General features: G+C 70.2%; 28 protein-coding genes and 1 riboswitch. Of the genes, 20 read left to right on the plus strand and 8 right to left on the minus strand.

Going from position 1 to position 26610, the window contains the following annotated elements; translation table 11 throughout:
• The first annotated feature begins 158 nt into the window (after positions 1-158).
• Positions 159-2027 (plus strand): ABC-F family ATP-binding cassette domain-containing protein, encoded by a 1869-nt coding sequence (locus tag GNT64_RS14710; RefSeq protein WP_156680207.1) that lies wholly within the window; start codon positions 159-161, stop codon positions 2025-2027.
• A 168-nt stretch (positions 2028-2195) separates the two neighbouring features.
• Positions 2196-2819, plus strand: coding sequence for an endonuclease III domain-containing protein (locus GNT64_RS14715; protein ID WP_277873275.1), 624 nt, complete (start codon positions 2196-2198; stop codon positions 2817-2819).
• Here GNT64_RS14715 and GNT64_RS14720 read toward each other — a convergent pair.
• Positions 2807-3343: a 2'-5' RNA ligase family protein gene (locus GNT64_RS14720; RefSeq protein WP_156680209.1), complete on the minus strand. Its 537-nt coding sequence runs from the start codon at positions 3341-3343 to the stop codon at positions 2807-2809. The genes GNT64_RS14715 and GNT64_RS14720 overlap by 13 nt on opposite strands.
• An 83-nt stretch (positions 3344-3426) precedes the next feature.
• Between GNT64_RS14720 and GNT64_RS14725 the strand changes: the two genes are divergently transcribed.
• Positions 3427-3648: a hypothetical protein gene (locus tag GNT64_RS14725; RefSeq protein ID WP_156680210.1), complete on the plus strand. Its 222-nt coding sequence runs from the start codon at positions 3427-3429 to the stop codon at positions 3646-3648.
• Positions 3649-3677: 29 nt separating this feature from the next.
• Here GNT64_RS14725 and GNT64_RS14730 read toward each other — a convergent pair whose 3' ends face one another.
• Positions 3678-4016 (minus strand): hypothetical protein, encoded by a 339-nt coding sequence (locus GNT64_RS14730; RefSeq protein ID WP_156680211.1) that lies wholly within the window; start codon positions 4014-4016, stop codon positions 3678-3680.
• A gap of 95 nt (positions 4017-4111) precedes the next feature.
• On the opposite strand from GNT64_RS14730, the gene GNT64_RS14735 reads away from it, so the two are divergent.
• Together GNT64_RS14735 and GNT64_RS14740 are read left to right on the plus strand one after the other, a co-directional pair.
• Positions 4112-4378 (plus strand): type II toxin-antitoxin system Phd/YefM family antitoxin, encoded by a 267-nt coding sequence (locus tag GNT64_RS14735; protein WP_231639025.1) that lies wholly within the window; start codon positions 4112-4114, stop codon positions 4376-4378.
• Positions 4375-4641, plus strand: coding sequence for a Txe/YoeB family addiction module toxin (locus tag GNT64_RS14740; protein WP_156680213.1), 267 nt, complete (start codon positions 4375-4377; stop codon positions 4639-4641). Before GNT64_RS14735 ends, GNT64_RS14740 begins: the two co-directional genes overlap by 4 nt.
• Positions 4642-4762: 121 nt before the next feature.
• Here GNT64_RS14740 and thiC read toward each other — a convergent pair whose 3' ends face one another.
• From thiC to GNT64_RS14755, 3 genes are all read right to left on the minus strand, one after another.
• The gene (thiC, locus tag GNT64_RS14745; RefSeq protein ID WP_156680214.1) at positions 4763-6640 is read right to left on the minus strand and encodes a phosphomethylpyrimidine synthase ThiC; all 1878 of its coding nucleotides are present in this window, start codon (positions 6638-6640) and stop codon (positions 4763-4765) included.
• Positions 6641-6679: 39 nt separating this feature from the next.
• Positions 6680-6789: riboswitch (TPP riboswitch) on the minus strand.
• Positions 6790-6816: 27 nt separating this feature from the next.
• The gene (locus GNT64_RS14750; protein WP_231639026.1) at positions 6817-7233 is read right to left on the minus strand and encodes a DUF2141 domain-containing protein; all 417 of its coding nucleotides are present in this window, start codon (positions 7231-7233) and stop codon (positions 6817-6819) included.
• Positions 7166-7915: a sterol desaturase family protein gene (locus GNT64_RS14755; protein WP_156681663.1), complete on the minus strand. Its 750-nt coding sequence runs from the start codon at positions 7913-7915 to the stop codon at positions 7166-7168. The genes GNT64_RS14750 and GNT64_RS14755 overlap by 68 nt, the downstream gene beginning before the upstream one ends.
• Before the next feature lie 255 nt (positions 7916-8170).
• On the opposite strand from GNT64_RS14755, the gene crtY reads away from it, so the two are divergent.
• Genes crtY through GNT64_RS14785 form a run of 6 tightly spaced genes read left to right on the plus strand, consistent with a single transcriptional unit; the run spans position 8171 to position 14118 of the window.
• On the plus strand, positions 8171-9349 hold the full coding sequence (gene crtY, locus GNT64_RS14760) for a lycopene beta-cyclase CrtY (protein WP_156680215.1): 1179 nt from the start codon (positions 8171-8173) through the stop codon (positions 9347-9349).
• On the plus strand, positions 9346-10827 hold the full coding sequence (locus GNT64_RS14765) for a phytoene desaturase (protein WP_156680216.1): 1482 nt from the start codon (positions 9346-9348) through the stop codon (positions 10825-10827). The genes crtY and GNT64_RS14765 overlap by 4 nt, the downstream gene beginning before the upstream one ends.
• Positions 10824-11405, plus strand: coding sequence for an LOG family protein (locus GNT64_RS14770; RefSeq protein WP_156680217.1), 582 nt, complete (start codon positions 10824-10826; stop codon positions 11403-11405). The genes GNT64_RS14765 and GNT64_RS14770 overlap by 4 nt, the downstream gene beginning before the upstream one ends.
• The gene (locus GNT64_RS14775; RefSeq protein WP_156680218.1) at positions 11405-12346 is read left to right on the plus strand and encodes a phytoene/squalene synthase family protein; all 942 of its coding nucleotides are present in this window, start codon (positions 11405-11407) and stop codon (positions 12344-12346) included. The genes GNT64_RS14770 and GNT64_RS14775 overlap by 1 nt, the downstream gene beginning before the upstream one ends.
• A gap of 57 nt (positions 12347-12403) precedes the next feature.
• Positions 12404-12847: a MarR family winged helix-turn-helix transcriptional regulator gene (locus GNT64_RS14780; protein WP_156680219.1), complete on the plus strand. Its 444-nt coding sequence runs from the start codon at positions 12404-12406 to the stop codon at positions 12845-12847.
• Complete coding sequence (locus GNT64_RS14785) at positions 12844-14118, plus strand: MFS transporter (RefSeq protein WP_156680220.1); 1275 nt, start codon at positions 12844-12846, stop codon at positions 14116-14118. Before GNT64_RS14780 ends, GNT64_RS14785 begins: the two co-directional genes overlap by 4 nt.
• A 223-nt stretch (positions 14119-14341) precedes the next feature.
• Here the strand turns inward: GNT64_RS14785 and GNT64_RS14790 are convergent, their stop codons facing one another.
• Entirely contained in the window at positions 14342-14968 is a 627-nt protein-coding gene (locus GNT64_RS14790; RefSeq protein ID WP_156680221.1) for a class I SAM-dependent methyltransferase, read from the minus strand.
• A 110-nt stretch (positions 14969-15078) separates the two neighbouring features.
• Here GNT64_RS14790 and GNT64_RS14795 point away from each other — a divergent pair, with 110 nt between their 5' ends.
• From GNT64_RS14795 to GNT64_RS14820, 6 genes are all read left to right on the plus strand, one after another.
• Positions 15079-16395: an MFS transporter gene (locus tag GNT64_RS14795; RefSeq protein WP_156680222.1), complete on the plus strand. Its 1317-nt coding sequence runs from the start codon at positions 15079-15081 to the stop codon at positions 16393-16395.
• 93 nt (positions 16396-16488) lie between these two features.
• Complete coding sequence (locus GNT64_RS14800; protein ID WP_156680223.1) at positions 16489-17067, plus strand: SRPBCC family protein; 579 nt, start codon at positions 16489-16491, stop codon at positions 17065-17067.
• Between the two features lie 26 nt (positions 17068-17093).
• A complete protein-coding gene (locus GNT64_RS14805; RefSeq protein ID WP_156680224.1) occupies positions 17094-18281 on the plus strand; it encodes a zinc-dependent alcohol dehydrogenase in 1188 nt (395 codons plus the stop codon).
• Positions 18282-18294: 13 nt separating this feature from the next.
• Positions 18295-19089, plus strand: coding sequence for an SDR family NAD(P)-dependent oxidoreductase (locus tag GNT64_RS14810; protein WP_156680225.1), 795 nt, complete (start codon positions 18295-18297; stop codon positions 19087-19089).
• A gap of 114 nt (positions 19090-19203) precedes the next feature.
• A complete protein-coding gene (locus tag GNT64_RS21980) occupies positions 19204-19449 on the plus strand; it encodes a cupin domain-containing protein (RefSeq protein ID WP_277873277.1) in 246 nt (81 codons plus the stop codon).
• Between the two features lie 103 nt (positions 19450-19552).
• Complete coding sequence (locus GNT64_RS14820) at positions 19553-19924, plus strand: glycine zipper 2TM domain-containing protein (RefSeq protein WP_156680227.1); 372 nt, start codon at positions 19553-19555, stop codon at positions 19922-19924.
• 138 nt (positions 19925-20062) lie between these two features.
• Here GNT64_RS14820 and GNT64_RS14825 read toward each other — a convergent pair whose 3' ends face one another.
• Positions 20063-20611, minus strand: a complete 549-nt coding sequence (locus tag GNT64_RS14825) for an arylesterase (protein WP_231639029.1) — start codon at positions 20609-20611, stop codon at positions 20063-20065.
• 86 nt (positions 20612-20697) lie between these two features.
• Between GNT64_RS14825 and GNT64_RS14830 the strand changes: the two genes are divergently transcribed.
• Together GNT64_RS14830 and GNT64_RS14835 are read left to right on the plus strand one after the other, a co-directional pair.
• Positions 20698-21444 (plus strand): ABC transporter ATP-binding protein, encoded by a 747-nt coding sequence (locus GNT64_RS14830; RefSeq protein ID WP_156680228.1) that lies wholly within the window; start codon positions 20698-20700, stop codon positions 21442-21444.
• Positions 21444-23948 carry an ABC transporter permease gene (locus GNT64_RS14835; RefSeq protein WP_156680229.1) on the plus strand — a complete coding sequence of 835 codons (2505 nt, stop codon included), beginning with the start codon at positions 21444-21446 and terminating at the stop codon, positions 23946-23948. The genes GNT64_RS14830 and GNT64_RS14835 overlap by 1 nt, the downstream gene beginning before the upstream one ends.
• A gap of 27 nt (positions 23949-23975) precedes the next feature.
• On the opposite strand, the gene GNT64_RS14840 is transcribed toward GNT64_RS14835, so the two are convergent.
• Positions 23976-24857 (minus strand): LysR family transcriptional regulator, encoded by an 882-nt coding sequence (locus tag GNT64_RS14840; protein ID WP_156680230.1) that lies wholly within the window; start codon positions 24855-24857, stop codon positions 23976-23978.
• Positions 24858-25011: 154 nt separating this feature from the next.
• Between GNT64_RS14840 and GNT64_RS14845 the strand changes: the two genes are divergently transcribed.
• Entirely contained in the window at positions 25012-26442 is a 1431-nt protein-coding gene (locus GNT64_RS14845) for an aldehyde dehydrogenase family protein (RefSeq protein WP_156680231.1), read from the plus strand.
• Positions 26443-26610: the final 168 nt, after the last annotated feature.

The raw sequence follows: 26610 nt of genomic DNA on the forward strand, positions 1-26610 counted from the left end.
CGCCTGGGGAGGGCCGATTCCGGGCTGAGCGAAGTTGACCGGCGCGCCGGCCCTGGATCGCGCCCAGCACGGTGTCTCGACTTCGCTCGACAGAAGGGGAGCGGGCCACGGAGCGCGCCGGTCTTCCCGCAGCGCACCATGGATGCTACGGCGCGGCCGTGCTCAACATCTCCGACATCACGGTGCGGCTCGGCGGTCGCGTCATCCTCGATCGCGCCACGGCGGCGCTTCCGCCAGGCAGCCGCGTGGGGCTGATCGGCCGCAACGGCGCCGGCAAGTCGACCCTGATGAAGGTGATCGCGGGCCTGGGCGAGGCGGACGAGGGCGCGGTGGAGATGCCGCGCGGCGCCCGCCTGGGCTATATCGCGCAGGAGGCGCCCGCCGGCGACGCCACCCCGTTCGACACCGTGCTCGCCGCCGATACGGAGCGGGCGGCCCTGCTGGACGAGAGCGAGACGTGCGAGGATCCCGATCGCATCGGCGAGATCCACGAGCGGCTGAACGCGATCGACGCCTATACCGCACCGGCCCGCGCCGCCCGCATCCTCGTCGGCCTCGGCTTCGACGAGGAGATGCAGGGCCGCCCGCTCGACAGCTATTCCGGCGGCTGGAAGATGCGCGTCGCGCTGGCCGCTTTGCTCTTCTCCCGGCCCGACCTGCTGCTGCTCGACGAGCCCTCCAACCACCTCGACCTCGAGGCGACGCTATGGCTGGAGAATTTCCTCAAGAACTACCGCGCGACGATGATCGTCATCAGCCACGAGCGCGATCTCCTGAACAACGTCGTCGATCACATCCTGCATCTGGAGGGCGGCCGGACGACGCTCTATGTCGGCGGCTATGACGCGTTCGAGCGGCAGCGGGCCGAGCGGGCCGCGCAGCTGGCGGCGGCGAAGGCCAACCAGGAGGCGCAGCGCGCCAAGCTGCAGGATTATATCGCCCGCAACTCCGCCCGCGCCTCCACCGCCAAGCAGGCGCAGAGCCGGCAGAAGGCGCTCGCCCGCATGCAGCCGATCGCCGAGATGGCGAACGATCCGACGCTCTCCTTCGCCTTTCCCAATCCGGACGAGCTGCGCCCGCCGCTGGTGACGCTGGACATGGCGGCGGTGGGCTATGCCGAGACGCCGATCCTGCAGCGCCTGAACTTCCGCCTCGATCCCGACGATCGGGTCGCCCTGCTCGGCCGCAACGGCAACGGCAAGACCACCCTCGCCCGCCTGCTCGCCGCGCAGCTGCCGGCGATGGACGGGCGGATGACGGCGTCCGGCAAGATGAAGGTCGGCTATTTCACCCAGTATCAGGTGGAGGAGCTGGACACCGAGGATACGCCGCTGGAGCACATGACCCGGATCATGAAGGGCATGACGCCGGCCGCCGTGCGCGCACAGCTCGGCCGCTTCGGCTTCTCCGGCGACAAGGCGCTGACGAAGGTGGGCAAGCTCTCCGGCGGCGAGCGGGCGCGGCTGGCGCTGGCCCTCATCACGCGCGAGGCGCCGCACATGCTGATCCTCGACGAGCCGACCAACCATCTCGACGTCGACAGCCGGGAGGCGCTGGTGCAGGCGCTGAACGCCTATACCGGCGCCGTGGTGCTCGTCAGCCACGATCGCCACATGCTGGAGCTGACGGCCGACCGGCTGGTGCTGGTGGACGGCGGCACGGCGCAGGAATTCACCGGATCGATCGAGGATTATACCGACTTCGTGCTCGGCAAGACGCCGAAGGCGGAGGGTGGCCCGAAGAAGACCAAGGCCGACAAGAAGGCCGCCGCCGATGCCCGCGCCCGCGCCGCCGACGTGCGCAAGGCGGTGAAGGTGGCCGAGGACGCGCTGGCGAAGCTCACGCTGCGCAAGTCCGCGATCGACCGCGCGATGTTCGATCCCGCCACCGCCGACCCGATCGACCGCGACCAGACGATGACCACGCTGATGCAGCGCCGCGCCGCCGTGGAACGCGACATGGCAGCGGCCGAGGCGACCTGGCTGGAGGCGAGCGAGGCGCTGGAGGGGATGCTCGGGGTGAGCTGAGGCGCGCCGGGCCGCTTCGCCGCTTTGGGCGATACCGGCGTGATGCAGGACAGCTTCGGTTTCGCCACCGTCGACCTCGTCCGCTAGCGGAGGCTGCTGGGGGCGGAGTTCGGCCTATATCTGCCCGCAAGACAGCGAACACGACTGGAGCAGTTCGTCAAGCCGATCATCAGCGGTAGGGCTCGCGACGAAGTGTCGCAAGCCGCGCTGCGCCGGTTGCGTGTCGCCTTTCCCGGCATCGCGGCGCTGGCCGGGGCAGACGCGGCCGCGATCGAGCACGCCATCGCGGGGGTGACGCACGCGAACGCCAAGGCCGGCTATATCGTCGTGGCGCCGGCGCTGATCGCTGCCGAGCGGCCCGACCTCGATCTCGCCTTCCTCGCCGACATGCCGCTGGCCGATGCGCTCGCTTGGCTGGAGCGGCTGCCCGGCGTGGCGCGCAAGGTCTCCGCCTCGATGCTCAACGCCAGCACGCTCCGCCGCCCCGTCTTCATCGTCGATACGCATGTGCTGCGGGCGCTGACGCGGCTGGGTTTCGCCCGACCGCAGGCCGATTACCGAGCCGCCAGCAAAGCCGTCACGGCAGCAATGCCGGGATGGAGCGGCGACGACTTCCTCGCCTTCCACATTCTGATGAAGACCCTCGGCCAGACGATCTGCCGCTGGGACGTGCCCGATTGTCCGCGCTGCCCGCTCGCCCGCATATGTCCGACGGCCGGGCGGCGTTCCGCTACGGAGCCGCCGGCCGACCGGGCGCCCGCGCCACCACGGCCGCGGGATCAGGCCGGTTGAGGCACGCGCAGCGGCCATCGGTCGATCACGCAGTGCCGCCCGCTGCCGATGCGGCTGTGGATCAGGACGTTCTCGCCGGCCTGCCAGCCGATCGGATCGATCCACCGGCCAGGCTCCGATCGCCTGCCGTAGAGCAGGGTCATGTGCGGGCGATACCGCCACGCGGCCGGAGGCGTGACGCCCGCTTGCGCCAGTGCGGCCTGCATGCGCCCATGGAAGGCGGTCATCGCCGGTAGCGGTTCGCTCGGAAACAGGAGGACGCTCCTCGGTCCGAAGGCCAGCCGATCGAGCAGGATGCGGAACGATGGCCGCTCCAGCCCGCCGATCACCGGGCGGATGCGTGAGAGCAGAGCGTCCGGCAGGCCGTGGAAATCGCCAAACCAGAAGAAGGTCAGGTGCAGGCGATCATCGGCGACCTCGGTCTCGCCTTCACGCGGATCCGGACGCACCTCGTTGATGTACGGGATCGCGCTCGCCGGCGACGGATCGCCAGGAAGAGCCTGTCGCGGGGCCGATCCGCACAGGTCACGGGCATCTGTTCGCTGCCGCCGCCAGCATCGTTGGGCGAAGCTTGCCGGATGCCGCCCACGTGGGCGATAGTACCGCCATGCTGAACCTGATCTCGATCGTCATCGGCCTCGTCGCGCTGCCCGGGGCGCTGATCGCCTTCGTGCCCCTGCTCGGCTGGCTCTACTGGTTCGTCGTGCCGGTGGCGGTGGTCGGGCTGCTGTTCGGCATCCTCTCGCGCGGGCGGACGGGGCGCAACCTGAACCTGATCGTCATCGTCGTCGGCGTGCTGCGGCTGATGATCGGCCACGGCATCTTCTGAGGGCGCGCGCCTGCGGAACGGGGCCCCGCTCAATCCTTGCCGAACATCCTGCCGGCCAAGCCGCCCAGCATCCCCTCGATGCCGGTGTCCGCGCTGCCGGGCTCGGCACCTCGGTTGCCGAGCAGATCGGAGAAGCGGCCCAACGCGCCCTCGCCGCCGATATGGCCGATGATCTGCCGCAGCGCCTGCACCGGCAGGCCGGTGCTGGCGGCGGCCGCGCCGGCAGTGTCGCCCGGCTGCGGATGCGCCGCGCCGAGTGCCGCGACCGCCGCCTCCACCTGCGCCGGCGTCAACCCGACCTTCGCCGCGAGATTGGCGACATCCACATTGCCGGCCACCTGGGCCAGCAGACAATCGAGCATTCCCATCGCGCATCCTCCCGCGGTTCGGGCGTCAAGCTAACAGGGTCGCGCAAGGTGCGAAGCGGCTTGCCGGTCGGTTGACATTGGACAGGTTTCTGTCCATGTCTCTGGCCATGCAGACAGTCAGCTATTCCGAGGCCCGCGAGAACCTGAAGGCCATGATCGACAAGGTCGTCGCCGATCGGGCGCCGCTTACCATCACGCGCCAGCGCGGCGAAGGCGCGGTGCTGATCTCCGAGAGCGAGTGGGCGTCGATCGAGGAAACGCTTTATCTGCTGCGATCCCCCGCCAATGCCAAGCGGCTACTGGAGAGCATCGCCGAATTGGAAGCTGGCGGCGGCGAGGTGCACGAGCTCATCCATCCGTGAACGTCCAGTTCTCGTCGCGATCCTGGGTCGAGTATCTAAACCTGCATGCGGACGACGCCAAGCTGTTCGCCAAGCTCCACGCCCTGATCGAGGAATGCCGCCGCCACCCGTTCAGGGGCACCGGCAAGCCTGAACCGCTCGGCGGCAACCTGACCGGCTGGTGGTCGCGCCGGATCAACCAAGAGCATCGGCTGGTATACCGCGTAGTGGGCAGCGGGGCGGAGCAGACGCTGCAGGTAGCACAGTGTCGGTATCAATATTGAAGTAGGCGATACAGATCGTGAATCAGCGCTCCTCTAGCGGAGCGCTGGGATCGACAGCATGCCTGCCTTTCTAGGCAGCTATCCTCACGATCATACTCTGTCGCCGCCGATGGACTTGTTCTCACTCCGCCGGCAGATAGATCTCCCCGCCCTTCTCCCTGAACGTCTCGCTCATCTTCGCCATGCCCGCCTCGGCGTCCTCGCTCGCCACCGGCTGGGCGGCGAGGAAGCTGGAGGAGGGCTGGTTCTGCTGGGCGGCGAAGTCGCGCACCTCCTGCGTGATCTTCATCGAGCAGAATTTCGGGCCGCACATGGAGCAGAAATGCGCCGTCTTGGCGCCCTCCGCCGGCAAGGTCTGGTCGTGATACTGCTCGGCCGTGTCGGGATCGAGGCTGAGGTGGAACTGGTCGCGCCAGCGGAACTCGAAGCGGGCACGGCTGAGGGCATCGTCGCGCAGCTTGGCGGCGGGGTGGCCCTTCGCCAGATCGGCGGCGTGGGCCGCCAGCTTGTACGTGACCACGCCGACCTTCACGTCGTCGCGGTCGGGCAGGCCCAGATGCTCCTTCGGCGTCACGTAGCAGAGCATCGCCGTGCCGAACCAGCCGATCATCGCCGCGCCGATGGCGCTGGTGATATGGTCGTAGCCCGGCGCGATATCCGTGGTCAGCGGCCCAAGCGTGTAGAAGGGCGCCTCGCCGCAGGCCTTCAGCTGCTTGTCCATATTCTGCTTGATCTTGTGCATCGGCACGTGGCCGGGGCCCTCGATCATCACCTGCACGTCGTGCTTCCAGGCGATCTGGGTCAGCTCGCCCAAGGTCGCCAGCTCGCTGAACTGCGCCTCGTCATTGGCGTCCGCGATCGATCCGGGGCGCAGACCGTCGCCCAGCGAGAAGGCGATGTCATACGCCTTCATGATCGCGCAGATGTCCTCGAAATGGTCGTAGAGGAAGCTTTCCTTGTGGTGGCTGAGGCACCATTTCGCCATGATCGAGCCGCCGCGGCTGACGATGCCGGTCACGCGCTTCGCCGTCATCGGAATATAGGTCAGGCGCACGCCGGCGTGGATCGTGAAATAGTCGACGCCCTGCTCGGCCTGCTCGATCAGCGTGTCGCGGAAGATCTCCCACGTCAGATCCTCGGCGATGCCGTTCACCTTCTCCAGCGCCTGGTAGATCGGCACGGTCCCGATCGGCACGGGGCTGTTGCGGATGATCCACTCGCGCGTGTCGTGAATGTTGCGGCCGGTGGAGAGGTCCATAACCGTGTCCGCACCCCAGCGGATCGACCACACCATCTTGTCCACCTCGCTCGCCACGTCGGAGGCGACGGCCGAGTTGCCGATGTTGGCGTTGATCTTGACGAGGAAGTTGCGCCCGATCGCCATCGGCTCGCTCTCGGGATGGTTGATGTTGTTCGGGATGATCGCGCGGCCGCGCGCCACCTCGTCCCGCACGAACTCCGGCGTGACATAGTCGGGGATCTCGGCGCCGAAATCCTCGCCGTCGCGGATCGCCGCCTCGCGCAGCTTCGCCCGGCCGACATTCTCGCGGATGGCGACATATTCCATCTCGGGCGTGATGATGCCGCGGCGGGCATAGTGCATCTGGCTGACGTTGGCGCCGGCCTGCGCCCGCAGCGGCCGCTTGCGCACGTTGGGGAAGGGGGCGACGCCGGCGGAACGGTCCGGCCCCTTCAGGCCGTTGTCCTCGGGCCGGATCTCGCGCGCGTCATACTCCTCCACGTCGCCGCGCCCGCGGATCCAGGCGGCGCGCAGCTCGGGCAGGCCGGCCATGATGTCGATGCGCGCCTGCGGATCGGTATAGGGGCCGGAACAGTCGTACACCCGCAGCGGCGGCTCCCCGCAGGAGGGTTCCAGGTCGATCTCGCGCATCGCGACGCGCACGCTGGGATCGTTCGGCGAGGCGACGTGGATCTTGCGCGATCCGCGGATCGGGCCGGTCGTCACCTTCATTTCCGTGCGCGCGGGGATATCGGCCATGTCACGTCTCTCCTCGTGGCTGGGCGGAGAGCGGGTGCGGGCGGATGCCTGCTCCCTCCCTACGCCGGTATCAGCCGGATCAGGTTCGGCGGGTCGCGGTGCATGAACCGCCTCTCAGCCGCTGCGTCGCGGCCCCCCGGGGATGGTCGCAGTGTAGGGGCAGGAAAAGCGGGCGGCTACAGGAAATATTTCAGCCGCACCCGCTCCTCCACCGGCTGGGCGCCGACCGGGAAGCTGGCGGCGGAGAAGCGCGGCGGGCCGAAGGTGAGGCGCGGGTTGCGCGAGAAGCCGACGCCCTCGCGCGGCACGCCCATCGCCTTGTCCAGCCGGCCGTTGCCGTTCTCGTCGTGGATCAGGGCCAGCGCATAGTCGCCGCTGGGCAGGCTCGGGAAGTGGGCGGCGGCATCGCGCGCGGCGACGACGATGCGGCGCCCGGCGGGATCGCCGTCGCACGCCGGGAAGTGGGCGGGATCGCGCGTCAGGCAGAGGATGATGTTGCCCTTCTGCGAGCGCAGGCCGGCGACCTCAACGTCGATCCGCCCGGGCGAGGCCGCGCCCATCGCCAGCAGGCCGAGCGGGATCGCCATCATCATGCGCGAAGCGGCCGAGCCCGGCATCCGTGCCGCAGAGCCTGTCCCAGAAACGGAAGTAGAGGCCATAATTGCACCTGTAATCGCGGTGGTGGCGCTGGTGGTGGCTGGCGGTGATCAGCCACCGGCCGGCGGAACCGTGAACGAGCGAGCGGGGAAACATCTCCCACCCCATGTGATTGGTGACGCCCATCACCGTCATGACCGTCAGCACCACGCCCAGCGCCGCCACGTGGATCGGCACGAGGAAGACGAGCGCCGGGATCACGACGGCGCCGGACAGCGCCTCCAGCGGCGAGAAGCTCATCGCCGCCCAGGCGGTGGGCGGGCGGCTGGCATGGTGGACGGCGTGGACGCGGGCGAAGACGCGCGGGCGGTGCATCCAGCGGTGCGTCCAGTAGAACCAGCAGTCATGCGCGGCGAGGTAGACCAGGATCGAGAGCGGCCACCACCAGAGCGGCCAGGCCGCCGCATCCGCATAGACCCGCGTCCAGCCGTGCGCCTGCCAGCCCCAGGCGACGATGCCGGCGGGCACGCCGTAGATCGCGGCGGAGGCGAGCGACCAGCCGATCTCCCGCAGCATCTGCGCGCGCTGGCCGGAATACAGGCCGGGGTGGCGCGCCCGCGTGGCGAGAGCGAAGCCTCCGCTCACCAGCAGGTAGCGCACCGCCACGATCGCCGCCATCGCGAGCGCGGAGAGGATGAGGGCGGCGACGGCAGGCACGTGCCCCCATAGGCCCTGATCGCCTGCGGTGGAAGCGTGCCGCGCCTCGGCCGGCAAAGCGGATCGGGCCTTTCGCCGATCGGTCGGCCGCGCGCCGCCCTCGAAGGAGAGAGTCCGGAGAGGATGGGCTTCGCGAGATGGATAAGCCGACCGGCGCGTCGCCACCCGCTGACGGCGCTTCCCCTGCACCGCCGATCGCGTGTAAGCGCCGCCGGCATGGCGCGGGCGATACATTGCGATCTGGCGATCGTCGGCGGCGGGCTGGCCGGCGGGCTGATCGCGCTGGCGCTGGCGCGGCGGCGGCCGGACCTGGACGTAAGGCTGGTGGAGGCCGAAGCGGCCGTCGGCGGCAACCACATCTGGTCCTTCTTCGGCAGCGACGTCGCCGCGGCGGACCGCTGGCTGATCGAGCCGCTCGTCTGCCACGGCTGGCAGGGCTATCACATCGCCTTTCCCAAGCGGCGGCGGCGTCTGGCGGCGACCTACTACTCGATCCTGTCGGAGCGGCTGGACGCGGTGGTGCGGGCCGCCCTGCCCGGCGATCGGCTGCTGACCGGGCGCCGCGCGACCGCGCTCTCGCCCACCGCCGCTTTGCTGGACGACGGTACGCGGATCGAGGCGCGGGCGGTGATCGATGCGCGCGGGCCGGCCGATCTCTCGCTGCTGGATCTCGGCTGGCAGAAGTTCGTCGGCCAGGTGGTGCGGCTGGCCGGGCCGCACGGGCTTGACCGGCCGGTGGTGATGGACGCCACCGTCGCGCAGATCGACGGCTACCGCTTCGTCTACGTGCTGCCGCTGGATGGGGAGCGGCTGCTGATCGAGGACACCTATTACAGCGACACGCTCACGCTGGACCAGACGACGCTCGCCGCGCGGATCGCGGACTATGCCGGCCTGCGCGGCTGGACGGTGGCCGAAGTCGAGCGGACCGAATCGGGCGTGCTGCCGGTGGCGCTGGGCGGCGATTTCGAGGGCTATTGGCGATCGGGCGGCAAGACGGCGAAGGCCGGCGTGCGCGCCGGCCTGTTCCACCCGACGACCGGCTACTCGCTGCCCGATGCCATCCGCACGGCGCTGTTCGTCGCCGCGCTGCCCGATCCTGCCGCCGCCGACCTGGCCGATCGGCTGCACGCCTTTGCGCAGGCTGCGTGGGCGGAGCGCGGCTTCTACCGCCTGCTCGACCGGATGCTGTTCCGCGCCGCCGAGCCGGCCGAGCGGTATAAGGTGCTGGAGCGGTTCTACGGGCTGGACGCGGATCTGATCGGTCGCTTCTACGCCGCGCAATCGACCGCGCTCGACAAGTTGCGCATCCTTTCCGGCAAGCCGCCCGTTCCCCTGCGTCGCGCGCTCCGCGTATTGGGTGAGCCGCGCGGCGCGAGGGAGGTACGGTCTTGAGCACAGCGGCGGTGATCGGGGCCGGGTTCGGCGGGCTGGCGCTTGCCATCCGGCTGCAGTCGGCAGGCGTGAAGACGACCGTAATCGAGGGGCGCGACCGCGCCGGCGGCCGCGCCTATCTGTGGGAGCGGGACGGCTTCACCTTTGATGCCGGCCCCACCGTTATCACCGATCCCGCCTGCCTGAAGGAGCTGTGGGCACTCTCCGGCCGGCGCATGGAGGACGATATCGCGCTGCTGCCGGTGACGCCCTTCTACCGGCTGAACTGGCCCGACGGCACCAATTTCGACTATTCGAACGACGACGCCGCCCTCACCCGCGAGATCGCGAAGCTGCGGCCCGAGGATGTCGGCGGCTACGCGAAGTTCCTCGACTACTCGGCCGGCGTCTACCGCGAGGGGTATGAGAAGCTCGGCCACGTCGCGTTCCTCGATTTCGCCTCGATGATAAAGGCCGCGCCGGCGCTGGCGCGCTATCAGGCGTGGCGATCGGTCTATTCGATCGTGTCGTCCTACGTGAAGGACGAGCATCTGCGGCAGGCGCTGTCGTTCCACACGCTGCTGGTGGGCGGCAATCCGATGACGACCAGCGCCATCTACGCGCTGATCCACAAGCTGGAGAAGGATGGCGGCGTGTGGTTCGCCGCCGGCGGCACCAACCGGCTGGTCGCGGCGATGGTGACGCAGTTCGAGCGGCTGGGCGGCACCTTGCGCCTGGCCGATCCGGCGGTGGAGATCGAGACGCTGGGCGACCGCGCCACGGGTGTGCGCACGGCGAGCGGCTGGCGTGCCACGTTCGACGCGGTGGCCAGCAACGGCGACATCGTCCACACCTATCGCGACCTGCTCTCCGGCTCCGCGCGCGGGCGGCGGGCGGCGGCCTCGCTCGACAAGAAGAAGTTCTCGCCGTCGCTGTTCGTCGTCCACTTCGGCATCAAGGGCGCGTGGCCCGGCATCCCGCACCACATGATCCTGTTCGGCCCGCGCTATAAGGGCCTGCTGACCGACATCTACGATCATGGCGTGCTGCCGGAGGATTTCTCGCTCTACCTGCACCACCCGACGATCACCGATCCCAGCCTGGCGCCGGAGGGCCATTCCACCTTCTACGCGCTGGCGCCCGTGCCGCACATGGGCAAGCTGCCGGTCGACTGGGCGGAGGTAGGCCCGGTCTACGCCGACCGCATCCTGGCGGAGATCGAGCGGCGGCTGATACCGGATCTGCGCGGCCGCATCGTCACCAGCTTCCATTATACGCCGGCCGACTTCGGGCGGGATCTGAACGCCCATCTGGGATCGGCCTTCAGCCTGGAGCCGGTGCTGACGCAGAGCGCCTGGTTCCGCGTCCACAATCGCGACGATGCAATCCCCAACCTCTATTTCGTCGGCGCCGGCACGCATCCGGGCGCGGGCATCCCGGGCGTCGTCGGATCGGCCAAGGCCACCGCCGCGCTGATGGTACAGGATCTGCGGGCATGAGGCGGCTGGCGGTCTATTGCGGATCGGCGACGCCGGCCGATCCCGCCTATATCGACAATGCGCGGGAGGTGGGCGCCACCTTCGCGGCGCGCGGCATCGGGCTGGTCTATGGCGGCGGGCGGCTGGGGCTGATGGGCGCCGTCGCCGATGCGGTGCTGGCGGCCGGCGGCGAGGCGATCGGGGTGATCCCGCAGGCGCTGGTCGATGCCGAGGTGGCGCATCGCGGGCTGACCGAGCTGCACGTCGTCGGCACGATGCACCAGCGCAAGGCGCTGTTCACCGATCTGGCGGACGGCTTCGTCACCCTGCCCGGCGGCACCGGCACGATGGACGAACTGTGGGAGGCGCTGAGCTGGGCGCAGCTGGGCTATCACGGCAAGCCGGTGGGGCTGCTGAACGTGAACGGCTATTATGACGGGCTGGTCGCCTTCGTCGCGACGATGGCCGAGACGGGCTTCCTGCGCCCGCAGCACCGCGACATCCTGATCGTCGAGGACCGGCTCGATCCGCTGCTCGCGCGGATGGAGGCGCATCTGCCGTCCACGCCGATCATCCACATGCGCCGCGACGAGCTCTGATGACGGAAAGGGCGCGGCTGGTCGCGGCGGCGCGCGACAGCATCGCCAGGGGCTCCAAGAGCTTCGCGATGGCGAGCCGCCTGTTCGACCGGCGCACGCGCGAGCGGGCGTGGCTGCTCTACGCCTGGTGCCGCGCCTGCGACGATCTGGCCGACGGGCAGGAGCATGGCCACGCCCTCGCCGCCGTCGCCGATCCCGCCGCACGGCTCGCCGAGATCCGCGCCAAGACCTCGGCCGCGCTCGACGGGCGGCCCACCGGCGATCCGGCGTTCGACGCGCTCGGCGTGGTGGCGGCCGAGTGCGCGATCCCGCACCATCTGGCGCACGATCTGATCGAGGGTTTCGCGCTGGACGCGGCCGGCTTCAGCCCGCGCGACGAGCAGGCGCTGCTGCGCTACTGCTACCATGTCGCGGGTGCCGTCGGCTGCATGATGGCGATCGTGATGGGCGTGCCGGCGGACGACGAGGCGGTGCTGGACCGGGCCTGCGACCTGGGCCTCGCCTTCCAGCTCGCCAACATCGCGCGCGACCTGTGCGAGGACGATGCCGGCGGCCGCTGCTACCTGCCGGCCGAGTGGCTGGCCGAGATGGACATCCCGCCCGGCGAGGCGATGCGGCCGATGTACCGCGATCGCATAGCGGTGCTGGCCGGGCGCCTGGCGACGCGCGCGGCGGCGTTCGAGGGCTCGGCGCGGCACGGCACGCCGGCGCTGCGGTTCCGCTCGGCCTGGGCGGTGCTGGCGGCGGCGGGCATCTACGGCGACATCGCGCGCGAGGTCGCGCGGCGCGGCAGCCGCGCCTGGGATGCGCGGGTCGTCACCAGCAAGGCGGCGAAGCTCGGCTGGGTGGCGAAGGCGGCGGCGCAGGCCCGCGGTCGCGGCCGCCACTGGCCGGTCGCGACGCCGCGCCCGCTCGCCTGGGTGCGCCCGCGCAGCGGCTGAGCGCGACGCCGCCGCCGGGTGTCGGGGCTGGCGCGCTTACGCGACCTGCGGCATAAGATGCATATGCATCCTGATCTCGCTCCCTGTGCCTGCACCGCTCTGCGCAAGGCGGCGCGCGCCGTGTCGCGCGTCTATGACGCGGCGCTCGGTGGGGCCGGCATGACGACCACGCAATTCGCCGTTCTGCGCACGCTCGATGGCGGCGGGGCGATGCCGCTGAGCCGGCTGGCCGATCTGCTGGTGATGGACCGCACCTCGCTCTATCGCACCATCGCCCCGCTCGCGCGGCAGGGCTGGGTGCGGATCGAGGCCGCGCCGCGCGGCCGCACCCGCATCGCCACGCTCACGACCGATGGCGCTGCGGCGATGACCGCCGCCGTGCCGGCGTGGGAGGGCGCGCAGGGGCGCATCGTCGCGGCGTTCGGCCCGGCGAACTGGGCGGCCCTCGCCGGCTCGCTGCGCGAGATCACCGGCGTGGCCGTGCGGGAGGGCGCCGCATGACGCCGCCGCTCGCCCGCCGCGCCGGCGCCCGCACCGTCTACGCCGTCGTCGCCGTCACCTTCGTCGCGCTGCTCGTGTCGGCGGGCCTGCGCTCGGCGCCCAGCGTGATGATGGTGCCGCTGGAACTGCATTTCGGCTGGGATCGGGCGACGATCTCGTTCGCCGCCGCCGTGGGCATCCTGCTCTACGGCCTGGTCGGCCCGTTCGCCGCGGCGCTGATGATGTCCATCGGCATTCGCCGGACGATGCTGGGCGGCCTGATGCTGATGGCCGCCGCCACCTTCGCCAGCCTGTGGATGCGGGTGCCGTGGCACTATGTGGCCAGCTGGGGGGTCGTCTCCGGCATCGGATCGGGCGCGGTCGCCTCGGTGCTCGGCGCGGCCGTGGTCAACCGCTGGTTCGCCACCCGGCAGGGGCTGGTGATGGGCATGCTGAGCGCCAGCACCGCCACCGGCGCGCTGGTGTTCCTGCCGCTGCTCGCTTGGGCAGCGCAGGGCGGCGCTTGGCGGCCGGTGGCGCTCGCCGTCAGCCTCGCCTGCCTCGCCCTCGTCCCCATTGTCTGGCTGCTGGTGCCGGAACATCCGGGCGACGTCGGCACCCGCCGCTTCGGCGAGACGGAGGGGACCGCCCCGCCCCCGCCGATGAAGCAGGCGGCGAGCCCGGCGCTCGCCTTCACCGCCCTGTTCCGCGCCGCGCGCGTACCGATATTCTGGCTGCTGGCCGGCACCTTCTTCGTCTGCGGGCTCACCACCAACGGGCTGGTCGGCACGCACATGATCGCCTTCTGCGGCGATCACGGCATCGCCCCCGTCGCCGCCGCCGGCCTGCTCTCGACGATGGGTTTCTTCGACCTGATCGGCACCACCGCCTCCGGCTGGCTCACCGACCGCTACGATCCGAGGAAGCTGCTGTTCGTCTATTACGGCCTGCGCGGCCTCTCGCTGCTGGCGCTGCCCTTCCTCGATTTCGGCGCGGCGAGCCTCGGCCTGTTCGCCATTTTCTACGGGCTCGACTGGATCGCCACAGTGCCGCCCACGGTGAAGCTCGCCAACATCAGCTTCGGCGAGCGGGACGCGCCGATCGTGTTCGGGTGGGTGATGGTGGCGCACCAGATGGGTGCCGCCACAGCGGCGTTCGGCGCCGGGCTGATCCGCAGCGAGACCGGCAGCTACGCCCCCGCCTTCCTGATCGCCGGCGCGTTCGGACTGGTCGCCGCTTTGGCGATCATCGGCTGGTGGCGGACGGGCGCACCCGCGCTGGCGACGGCGTAGGCCGTATCGACATTGAGCTTTTTGCATGTCCGCTCATCCTGAGGAGGGGCTGAGCGTAGGCGAAGACCCGTCTCGAAGGACTTCCCATGTCCTTCGAGACGCCATTTCGACAGGCTCAATGGCTCCTCAGGATGAGCGGTGTGGATAAAGGGCGAGTAAAATCGACTTGATCCGCTGAATGTCGATACGCCTTTGCCTCGCTGGCCGGCAGGAGCGTTCCCTGTCAGTCCTTCCAGGCCCAGTAGAGCTGGGCGGGCGGGATGTTGATCAGTTCGTAATCATGGTCGATGCGGGCGAAATGCGGCGCGATGAAATCTCGCACCTTGGGGCTGAACTGGTAGACCAGAAAGGCGCCGCCCTGCCGTAGCGCGCCGTGCGTCTCCGCCGCGATGCGGGGTCCGACGCCGGGCGGCAGGGTGGAGAAGGGCAGGCCGGAGAGGATGTAGTCGGCATGGTCGTGGCCGTGATCGGCCAGGATGCGCCGCACGTCCGCCGCCGATCCCTCCACCGGCACGAAGCGCGGATCGGGCAGGCGGGCGCGCAGATAGTGGATGAAATCGGGGTTGGTATCGATCGCGATCAGCATCGCATCGGGCGCCATGCGATCCAGGATCGGCCCGCAGAAGGTGCCGACCCCCGGACCGTATTCGACGAAGACCTTGGTGTTGGCCCAGTCGACGCGGGAGAGCATCTTCTCGATCAGCTTGCCCGACGAGGGGATGATCGATCCGACCATCACCGGATGCTTGATGAAGCCTTTGAAGAACATGCCCAGCGGGCCGACGCTCGCGGCCGCCCGACGGCGCTTCTGACTACGTGCGAGCGCCGATTCGGCGGGCGTTGCTGACATGGTTGCTCCAACTCGGGCTGACGTCGATCCGTTCCGTTCGCAAAAGCGTCACGCAAAGGCAAGCGCCGCTCTTCCCCGGCGCGGCCAGCCGAGCCTATGGTCGTCCGATCATGCCGCCAGTCCTGCCCCACCGGCCCGTCGACGCATTCGGGCCCGCCATCGCCGATCCGGCCCGCCGCGGCGAGTTCCGCCTGCTGTTCGCCGTCATGCTGGCGATCGCCGCCGGCAACACGGCGCTGCAATCGGTGCTGCCGGCAATCGGCCGATCGCTGGGCCTGGCCGACGCGGTGATCGCGATCACCTTCTCCTTCTCGGCGCTGGTCTGGTCGATCGCGGCGCCGTGGTGGGCGCGCCGATCCGATCGCACCGGCAGCAAGCGCATGGTGGCGATCGGCATCGCCGGCTTCACCGTCTCGCTGCTCGGCTGCGCGATGGCGCTGACGGCCGGGCTGCAGGGCTGGCTCAGCGGCATCGGCGCGCTCGTGGCGTTCGTGCTGGCGCGGCTCGTCTACGGCTTCTTCGGCGCGGCCGCCCCGCCGGCGGCGCAGGCGATGGTGGCCCGCCGCACTAGCCGGGCCGAGCGGACCAACGCGCTGACCCTGCTCGCCTCCGCCTTCGGGCTCGGCACCATCCTCGGCCCGGCGCTGGCGCCCTTCTTCGTGCTGCCGGTGGTGGGCCTCGCCGGGCCGGGCTACGTGTTCGCGATCGGCGGCATCCTGATGACGGCGGGCGTCCTCTACGGCCTGCCGCGCGACCGGCCGGAGGACCGGCCGATGCGCGGCGCCGCCAATGCCGAGCCCTCGATCGGCGGCGAGCCGAGCGGCGCTTCCGTGATCGCCGCTAGCCGCGCGCCCCGCGCCGGCCGGCTGCGCCTGCGCGATCCGCGGATCTGGCCGTGGATGCTCGCCGGCCTCGTCGCCGGCCACGCGCAGGCGATGGTGGGCCAGACGATGGCCTTCCTGACGATGGACCGGCTGCACCTGACGCCCGATCTCGCCCAGCCGATCATCGGCATCGTGCTGATGTCCGGCGCGGGGGCGGCGCTGCTGGTGCAGTGGGGGCTGATCCCGCGCCTGGGCTGGCCGCCACGGCTGATGCTGGTGTGGGGATCGCTGGCGGCGGCGGCGGGCTGCGTGGCGATCGCGCTGGCGGCCTCCATGCATGCGCTGGCGGTGTCGTTCGCCATCGCCTCGCTCGGCTTCGGCTTCGTCCGGCCGGGCTTCACCGCCGGCGCCTCGCTGGCCGTGGGATCGGAGGAGCAGGGGCTCGTCGCCGGCCGGGTCACGTCGGTGAACGGGATCGTGTTCGTCCTCGGCCCGTCGCTGGGCGTGGGGCTCTACGGGGTGGACGCCCACCTGCCCTATCTGGCGGCGGCCGGCGCGCTCGCCATGGTCGCGGTCTATTGCTGGCGGCGGCTGCCCGGCTGAGCCGCACCGGCGAAAAATCCCCAAATCTCCGATCGTTGGGAACGGCGCGTGGCGTGGCGGGTTCTCAAGGCTCGCAGCAGAACGGATGGTGCCATGACCGAGACGACCACCACCGCCGGGTCCGGCGGGCGGGACGATGCGCCACGCTCCGCCGCGCGATCGGCCGAACCCACGGCGGACCAGAAGGCGCGCGGCGAAACCGCGCTCACTGCAATCACCCTCACGATCAACCGGACGCCGGCCGACGTCTACGCCTTCTGGCGGAATTTCGCGAACCTGGCGCCGGCGATGGAGAATGTTGCGAGCATCGCCGTGAAGGACGATCGCACGTCCCACTGGATCGTGAACGCCCCCGGCGGCGGCACCGTGGAGTGGGACGCCATCGTCACCGAGGACGTGCCCGGTGCGCTGATCGCCTGGTCCTCCGCCGAGGGTGCCGACATCTCGAACAGCGGCCGCGTGGAGTTCCGCGACGCGGGCGAACGCGGCACCTTCGTCTCCGCCACGATCGCCTACGATCCGCCGGCCGGCATCATCGGCAAGCTAGTCGCCAAGCTGACCCAGAAGGAGCCGGCGATCCAGCAGCGTCGCGACCTGCGGCGGATCAAGCAGCTGCTGGAAACTGGCGAGATCGCCACTTCCAGCCCGCCCAATCCCGCGCCCAAGGCGTAATCCCGCCCCACCCGAAAGGACCGCCCATGCGTGCGCTCACCTGGCACGGCAAGCACGACGTCCGCGTCGATACCGTTCCCGATCCCGAGATCATCAACCCGCGCGATGCGATCATCCGGATCACCTCCACCGCGATCTGCGGATCCGACCTGCATCTGTACGACGGCTACATTCCGACGATGAAGGCCGGCGACATCCTGGGCCACGAGTTCATGGGCGAGGTGGTGGAGACCGGCGCCAGGAGCACGCTGAAGAAGGGCCAGCGCGTCGTCGTGCCCTTCGTGATCGCGTGCGGCAGCTGCTACTTCTGCGGCAAGCACCAATATTCCGCCTGCGACAATTCGAACCCGGCCGACAATCAGGACATATCCGAGGAATTGTGGGGCCACCCCGCCTCCGGCCTGTTCGGCTACAGCCACATGACCGGCGGCTATCCCGGCGGTCAGGCCGAATATGTCCGCGTGCCATTCTCCGACGTGGGGCCAATCGTGATCCCGGACGGGATCGACGACGAGAAGGTGCTGTTCCTCTCCGACATCCTGCCGACCGGCTGGATGGCCGCCGAGAATGCCGACATCGAGCCAGGCGACACGGTGGCGGTATGGGGCTGCGGCCCGGTGGGCCTGTTCGCCGTGCAGAGCGCCTTCCTGATGGGCGCCGCGCGGGTGATCGCGATCGATCATTTCCCGAACCGGCTGGCGCTGGCCAAGAAGTTCGGCGCCGAGATCCTCAACTATGAGGATTCGAAGGTCTACGATGCGTTGATGGAGATGACCGGCGGCATCGGCCCCGATGCGGTGATCGACGCGGTGGGCCTGGAGAGCCACGGCCTGTTCGCCGACAACGTGCTCGATCAGATCAAGGCCACCGCCTTCCTCGGCACCGAGCGGCCGCACGTGCTGCGTCAGGCGATCATCGCCTGCCGCAAGGGCGGGCGCGTCTCCGTGCCCGGAGTCTATGGCGGGTTCGTCGACAAGTTCCCGATGGGCGCCTTCATGGAGAAGGGGCTGACGATGAAGACCGGACAGACCCATGTGCAGCATTATCTGCCGGGCCTGCTGAACGCGATCGTGGAGGGGAAGATCGACACGACCTTCCTGATCTCCCACCGCATGGCGCTGGAAGACGCGCCGCACGGCTACGACATCTTCAAGAACAAGCAGGACGAGGTGACGAAGGTCGTCCTGAAACCCGGCCTGGCGAAGGCCGCCTGACAGGAGACGCATCATGGCAGACAGCAACGGCAAATTTGCGGTCATCACCGGCGCCTCGACCGGCATCGGCTTCGAGCTCGCCTCGATCGCGGCGGAGAATGGCTACGATATCCTCGTGGTGGCGGACGAGCCGCTGATCGAGGCCGCCGCCGCCGACTTCCGCACCCATGGCGGCAAGGTCGAGTCGGTCGAGGCGGACCTCTCCACCACCGAGGGCGTCGACAGCCTGCTCGCCGCGACGAACGGGCGGCGGATCGACCTGCTCTGCGCCAATGCCGGCCGCGGCCTCGGCCGCGACTTCTTGGGGCAGGATGTCGCGGACTGGCGGAAGGTGGTGGACACCAACATCACCGGCACGCTCTATCTGCTCCAGCACGTGCTAAAGGACATGGTCGCCCGCGACGACGGCAAGGTGCTCGTCACCGGATCCATCGCCGGCTTCATCCCCGGATCCTTCCAGGCCGTCTACAACGGCACCAAGGCGTTCGTGGACAGCTTCACCGACGCGATCCGCGACGAGATCAAGGAATCGAAGGGCGTTCAGCTCACCACGCTGATGCCGGGGCCGGTGGAGACCGAGTTCTTCGATCGCGCCGACATGATGGACACCAGCGTCGGCGCGTCCAAGAGCAAGAGCGACCCGGCCGACGTCGCGCGCGACGGCTGGGATGCGCTGATGGACGGCAAGGCCAGCGTCGTTTCCGGCTGGAAGAACAAGTTGCAGGTGGCGCTGGCGCATGTAACGCCGGCGGCGGTGCTGTCCGGCATGCACCGCAACATGGCGGAGCCCGGCACCGCCGACGAGTAAGCGAAGGAACGGGCGGCGGACGGCTGGGGCAATCTTCTCGCCGGCATCAGGCGCGATGCGGAGGAGGAGGAGTTTCGTACCCTCCTCGGTCGGCCGGGCCTGCGGATCGAGCGGATCGTCTCGACCGGGCAGGTCTCCCCCGACTGGTACGATCAGCCGCAGGATGAATGGGTGCTGCTGGTGGGAGGCGGCGCTCACCTGCTGATCGAGGGCGCGGGGGAGATGGTGCTCGGGCCGGGCGATCATCTGCTGATCCCGGCGCATGTGCGTCATCGCGTGACATGGACCGATCCCGCGCGGCCGACGATATGGCTCGCCATCCACTTCCCCGCAGGTGCGGAATCCGGCCCGGACGGCTGAACGGGCGCTGACAGGCGCATTCAGGGTCAGGTCAAGCCCGCGAATCGATAAGCGTCCCTGTCATTCCGGCATCCGCTTGATGCCGCAGCCAGGGAGATCCACGATGTTCAAGTCGCTCGTCACCGCCGCCGCCATCGCCCTTGCCGGCACCGCCACCGTCGCGCCGCTGCCGGCCGCCGCCCAGTCCTATGGATGGGACGATCGCGGCCAGGATGCCGGCTTCCAGAACGTCGGCTGGCGCGATGATCGCCGCTACCGCAACGATCGTCGCTATCGCGGCGGCAACTACCGCTATCGCAACCAGCGCTGCTACGACAAGGGCAATGGCGGCCTCGCCATCGGCGGCATCGCTGGCGGTCTGGCCGGCAACGCCATCGCCGGTCGCGGCGATCGCACGCTCGGCACGATCCTGGGCGCCGGCGTCGGCGCGCTCGCCGGCCGCGCGATCGACCGTTCGGACGGCCGCCGCTGCTGAGGCGTTCGACCTGTCCCCCTTGTGCCGAGCGTAGTCGAGACACCCGTTCGGACGTAGCCAGGCCTTCCGGCTACGTCCTTGGGCGTCCCTCGACTGCGCTCGGGACAAGCCTGCCGGGTGGTGCGCCGTCGATCGCCGCTATCGCACCCCAAGCCCCGCCTTCACCGCCGGCGTGATGCCGCGCACGATCACCGCCACGCCGGGGGCAGTCGGGTGCAGGCCGTCCGGCAGGGTCATGCCGCGGCGGGCGGCCACTCCGTTCAGGAAGAACGGATAGAGGCCGGCGCCATAGGCTTTCGCCAGCGCCGGATACATGCCCTCGAACGCCGTCACATAAGCGCGGCCCATGTTGGGGGCGGAGCGCATGCCGGCGATCAGCACCTTCAGCCGCCGCCGCCGCAACTCGCTGAGGATCGCCTCCAGATTGGCGCGGGCCTGCGCCACCGGCAGGCCGCGCAGCATGTCGTTGGCGCCCAGCTCCACGATCACGAGATCGGGCTTCGCCTTCAGCGCGTTCAGCACCCAGGCGAGCCGCGCCTTGCCCGCGGCCGTCGTGTCGCCGGAGACGCCGGCATTGTGGACGCGGGCGGCGATGCCCTGCCGCCTGAGCGATGCCTCCAGCTGCACCGGAAAGCTCTCGTTCGGCTTCAGCCCGTAGCCTGCCGTCAGGCTGTCACCGAAGGCCACTATCAGCCGCTCGGCCGCCGATGCCGGGGCGGCGCCCGCCAGTGCCAGCCATCCGGCGAGATGGACAATCCACCGCCGCCACCCATATGAGCCTGCCTGCCTGCGCAACGGAAGATCCTTTTCTGCCTCAGCCTGATCCCGATATCGTGATCGCCGCGCGCGATGTCACCCTCGCGCTCGGCCAGGGTTTGGCGCGCGTGCAGATCCTGCGCGGGATCGATCTGACGGTGCGCGCCGGCGAGACGGTGGCGCTGCTCGGCCCGTCAGGCTCGGGCAAGTCCTCGCTGATGGCGGTCCTGTCCGGGCTGGAGCAGGCGAGCGGCGGATCGATCCACGTCGCCGGCGCGGACTTCGGCGCGATGGGCGAGGATCAGCTGGCGCTCGCCCGGCGCGGGCGCATCGGCATCGTGCTGCAGGCCTTCCACCTGCTGCCGACGATGACGGCGCTGGAGAATGTCGCCGTGCCGCTGGAACTGGCTGGCGAGGGCGACGCGTTCGCGCGGGCGGAGGCGGAGCTCGCCTCCGTCGGCCTCGGCCACCGTACCGGCCATTATCCGGCGCAGCTCTCGGGCGGGGAGCAGCAGCGGACGGCCATCGCCCGCGCCACCGTCGCCCGGCCCGCTTTGCTGTTCGCCGACGAGCCGACCGGCAATCTGGACGCGGCGACCGGTGAGGCGATCATGGACCTGCTGTTCGCCCGCCAGCGGGAGACCGGCGCGACCCTGGTGATGATCACCCACGATCCGGCGCTCGGCCGGCGCTGCGGGCGCACGGTGGAACTGCGCGACGGCCGCATCGTCGCGGATACCGCTCCGGCCGGCGGCGGCGCCTGATGGCGACGCGCGGCGTGGCGCTGCGGCTGGCGCTGCGGGAGCTGCGCGGCGGCCTCTCCGGCCTGCGACTGCTGGCGCTCTGCCTGTTCCTGGGCGTCGCGGCGATCGCCGGCGTCGGTAGCCTCTCCGCCTCGATCCTGGGCGCGCTGGAGGAGCAGGGGCGCGTGCTGCTGGGCGGCGATCTGCAATTCCAGGTGGTGCAGCGCTTCGCCACACCGGCCGAGCGCGCCGCCTTCGACGCGGCCGGCCGCACGTCGGAGACGGTGCGGATGCGGGCGATGGCCTCCCGCCTGGACGGCGCGGAGAGCGTGCTGGCCGAACTGAAGGGCGTCGATGCCGCCTATCCGCTCTACGGCAAGCTCGCCCTTGCGCCCGGCGCGCTGGCGGCGCGGCCGCGCGGCACCGATGTGGCGATCGGACCGGCGCTGGCCGAGCGGCTGCGTGTGCGGGTGGGCGATCGCATCCGCATCGGCGAGGCGAGCCTGCGCGTGATCGGCCTGATCGCCAACGAGCCGGACCGGCTGAGCGAGGGGTTCACCCTCGGCCCGGTGGCGCTGGTCGACATAAGCGGCATCGCGGCGACCGGGCTGGTGCAGCCCGGCAGCCTGTTCAACGCGCGCTACCGCGTGCAGCTGCCGCCCGCGCGGGATTTCGGCCCGGTCGCCGATGCGGTACTCGCCCGCTTCCCGAACGGCGGCTGGCAGGTGCAGAACCGCACCAACGGCGCGCCGACCACCCGCCGCTACGTCGAGCGGCTGGGCCAGTTTCTCGGCCTCGTCGGGCTGACGGCGCTGGCGGTGGCGGGGATCGGCGTGGGCAACGGCGTCGCCTCCTACCTCGATGCGCGGCGCGCCGGCATCGCCACGCTAAAGGTGCTCGGCGCCTCGTCGGGCATGATCGCCACGCTCTACCTGATCCAGATCGGCATCGTCGCCATTGCCGGCATCGTGGCGGGCGGCGCGCTGGGCGCGGCGGTGCCGGCGATCGTCACGGCCGTGGCGGGCGACGCGCTGCCGGTGCCGCCGCGCCTGGACGTCTACCCGGCGCCGCTGCTGGTGGGCGCCGCCTACGGCGTGCTCGTCGCCGCGCTGTTCGCCGTCGCGCCGCTGGCGCGGGCGCGCGCCGTGGCGGCGGCCTCGCTGTTCCGCGGCGGCGTGGAGGCGGCGGCGCGGCCGCCGGCGGCGGTGCTGGCCGGCATGGCGGTGCTGCTCGGCGCGATCGTGGCGCTCGCCATCCTGACAGCACCCTATCCCGGCTTCGCGGCGATGTTCGTGGGCGCGGTGGCGGCGCTGCTGGCGCTGCTGGCGGCGGTGGGCCGGGGCGTGCGGCGGCTGGCGGCGCGGATGCCGCATGCCCGCCGGCCGCTGCTGCGGCTCGCCATCGCCAACCTGCACCGGCCCGGCGCGCAGACCGATCGGCTGGTGGTCGCGCTCGGCCTCGGCCTCACCCTGTTCGCCACCCTGGCGGTGATCCAGACGAACCTCTCCGGCCAGATCGCCCGCACCCTGCCGGCACGGGCGCCGAGCTTCTTCGTGCTGGACATCCCCAATGGCGAGATCGATCGCTTCCGCACGGTGGTGGCCGGCGTCTCGCCCGGCGCCGATGTCCGCACCGTGCCGTCGCTGCGCGGGCCGATCGTCTCCTACGCCGGCCGGCGCGTGGCGGATCTGAAGCGGATCCCGGACGAGGCGTGGATCCTGCGCGGCGACCGCGGCCTCACCTACGCCGCCGCCCTGCCAGAGGGCAGCCAGGTGACGGCCGGGCGCTGGTGGCCAGCCGATTATGCCGGCCCGCCGCTCGTCTCGATCGACGAGCGCGCGGCCGAGGTGCTGGGCCTGCGGATCGGCGATCCGTTGACCGTATCCGTGCTCGGCGTGGAGGTGACGGCGACGATCGCCTCGTTCCGCAAGATCGACTGGGACACGATGGGCTTCAACTTCGTGCTGGTCTACTCGCCCGGCGTGCTGGAGGGTGCGCCGCACAGCTACATGGCGACGGTGGCGATGCCGGTCGCGCGGGAGACGGCGCTCAACCGCGCGCTCGCCGCCGCCTTTCCGTCTGTCTCGCTGATCCGGGTGAAGGAGGTGCTGGGCCAGGTGAGCGACCTGCTCGGCCAGCTCGGCGTGGCGGTGCGGGCGGCCTCCTCGGTGGCGATGGCGGCGGGCATCGCGGTGCTGATCGGCGCGATCGCCGCGTCGCGCCAGGCACGGCTGCGCGATGCGGTGCTGCTGAAGCTGCTCGGCGGCACGCGCCGGCAGATCCTGTGGGCGCAGGCGATCGAATATGCGCTGCTCGCCGCGATCGTCTCGCTGCTGGCGCTGGGCTTCGGGGCGGCGGCGGGCTGGTACGTGATCGTCGAGCTGTTCGGCCTCGGCTGGGGGCCGGACTGGCCGACGGTGATCGCCACCCTGCTCGGCGGCGCGGCGCTGACCTTGGCGGTGGGCCTGCTCGGCGCGCTGCCGGCGCTGCGGGCGCGGCCGGCAAGGGCGCTGCGGGAACTGTAGGGCCTTCCCGCTCCGGGAATGGCGGATCTACCGCGTCGCCGATCCCTGCACGCAGGCGCGCAGCCAGCGGCCGACCGCGGCGATGCGGGCGAGGCGGCGGACGTCGCTCTGCGTGACGAGCCAGAAGCTGCGCCTGAGCGTCACCGCATCGTCCAGCAGCGGCCCCAGCGCCGGGTCGCGATCGCCGATGAAGGCCGGCAGCACGCCGATGCCGGCGCCGCTGGCGATCAGGCGGTGCTGCACGTTGATGCTGGTGCTGCGCAGGTTCGGCTCCAGCCCGGCGCCGATCTCGCCGAGATAATCCAGCTCCGGCGCGTAGATGAACTCCGGCACGTAGCCGATCAGGCTGTGGCGGCCGAGATCCTCCAGCCGCGCGGGCGCCGCCACCCCCGCCAGATAGGCGCGCGCGGCATAGAGCCGCAGGCGATAGTCGCCGAGCTTGGCCGCCATCAGCCGGCCCTTGCGCGGCCGGGCGAGCATCACCGCCATGTCCGCTTCCCGGCGGGAAGGGTTGAGGAAGCCGGATGCGGTGACGAGATCGAGCCGGATATCGGGGTGCCGGGCATGAAAGTCGGGCAGCGCGGGCGCCAGCACCCAGGTGGCGAAGCCCTCCGCCACGCTGAGCCGGACGTGGCCCGACAGGCTCGCCGGATCGCCGCCGGCCTGGCCCAGCGCCGCGAACGCCGCCGTCTCCATCGATTCGGCGTGGGCGAACAGCGCCTCGCCGCGCCCGGTCAGGCGGCGCTCGCCGCCGATCGTCTCGAACAGGGGTGCGCCCAGCGCCGCCTCCAGCCGGCCCAGCCGCCGGCCGATGGTGGTCGCGTCCAGCGCCAGGGTGCGGGCGGCGGGCGCCAGCCGGCGGGCGCGGGCCACGCCCAGGAAGATGCGCAGGTCGTCCCAGTCGAACATCGGCCCAGCCTACTGCAAAAGCGCAGCACATACCTGCGATTTTGCCCACTTGCGTGCATTTCCACGAAAGCCCAGATGCAGCCGATCAGCGCGCACCCCGATGCGCGAAAATCCCACGCGCGGCCGGCCGCGCGGCCGATGCAGGAGCAGGATGATGGCAGTGCAGGCCCGTACCTTCGCCAACGACCAGGAAAAAGCCGATCATGACGAGATCGCCGCGCTGGTCGCGCGCTCGCGCAAGGCCCAGCAGGCGATCGAGGGTTACACGCAGGAGCAGGTAGACGCGCTGATCCGCGCGATGGTGTGGTCCGTCGCGCGCGAGGACGTGGCGAAGAAGATCGCCCAGTTCACCGTCGAGGAGACTCAGCTCGGCAATTACGACGGCAAATATCTGAAGATCTTCCGCAAGACCCGCGCCACCCTGATGGACATCATCGACGATCGCTCGGTGGGCGTGCTGGAGGAGGATCATGAGCGCAACCTGATCAAGATCGCCAAGCCCGTCGGCGTGATCGGCGCGCTCTCGCCCTCGACCAATCCGGAGGCGACGCCGGTGATCAAGGCGATCTCGGCGGTGAAGGGCCGCAACTCGATCATCGTCGCGCCGCATCCGCGCGCGAAGCTGACGAACAAGATGATCTGCGACTATATGCGCGCGGCGCTGAAGGATCTGGGCGCGCCCGAGGATCTGGTCATCAGCATCGACATCCCGTCGGTCAACAAGACCAACGAGCTGATGAAGCAGTGCGATCGCGTGCTCGCCACGGGCGGCACGCCGATGGTGCAGGCGGCCTATTCCAGCGGCACGCCGGCGCTGGGCGTGGGTGTCGGCAACGCCGTGATCACGGTGGACGAGACCGCCGATCTGGACGACGCGGCCGAGAAGATCCGCATCTCCAAGACGCTCGATCTCGCCGCCTCCTGCTCGTCGGACAATTCGATCCTGCTGGTCGAGTCGATCTACGAGCCGATGCTGGAGAAGCTGAAGGCCAAGGGCGGCTACGTGCTGGGCGAGGCGGATAAGGCCAAGCTGCAGGCGGTGCTGTGGATCGACGGCGCGCTGAACGCCAAGGTGGTGGCGCAGCCGGCGGCGACGATCGCCGGCATGGCAGGGTTCGACATTCCGGAAGGCACGCAGTTCTTCCTGGTGCCGGAGACCGGCTACGGCGCCGACTATCCCTTCTCGGGCGAGAAGCTGACGGTGACGGCCACGCTCTACAAGGTGAAGGACATCGACGAGGCGATCGCGATGACCAACAACATCCAGGGCTATCAGGGCCAGGGCCACAGCTGCGGCATCTACTCGCAAAGCGACGAGAACATCCTGAAGCTGGCCGGCGCCACCAAGACCTCGCGCGTGATGGTCAACCAGCCGCAGTCCGCCTCCAATTCGGGCAATCTGTGGAACGGCATGCGCCAGACCTTCTCGCTGGGCTGCGGTTCGTGGGGCGGCAACGGCACCAACAACAACATCACCTGGCGCGACCTGATCAACGAGACGTGGGTCTCCAAGCCGCTCGCCCAGACCAAGGTGATCCCGTCCGATCGCGAGCTGTTCGGCGACGTGATGGACAAGGTGCACTGAGCGGTTCGGTAACTTTCCGCGCGGGCGGAGGAATGGTCGCGCGGAGACGCGGAGACGCAGGGGGATCGGGCGCGCCGCGGCCGATCCTTCTCTCCCTCCCGTGAATGACGGCTTGAGGGCGCGGGCGGTGGGCCGGACGATCGCCGTGTCGCCGCTCCTTTGCGCGCA

The organism is Sphingomonas profundi, assembly GCF_009739515.1.
GTDB classification, from domain to species: domain Bacteria; phylum Pseudomonadota; class Alphaproteobacteria; order Sphingomonadales; family Sphingomonadaceae; genus Alterirhizorhabdus; species Alterirhizorhabdus profundi.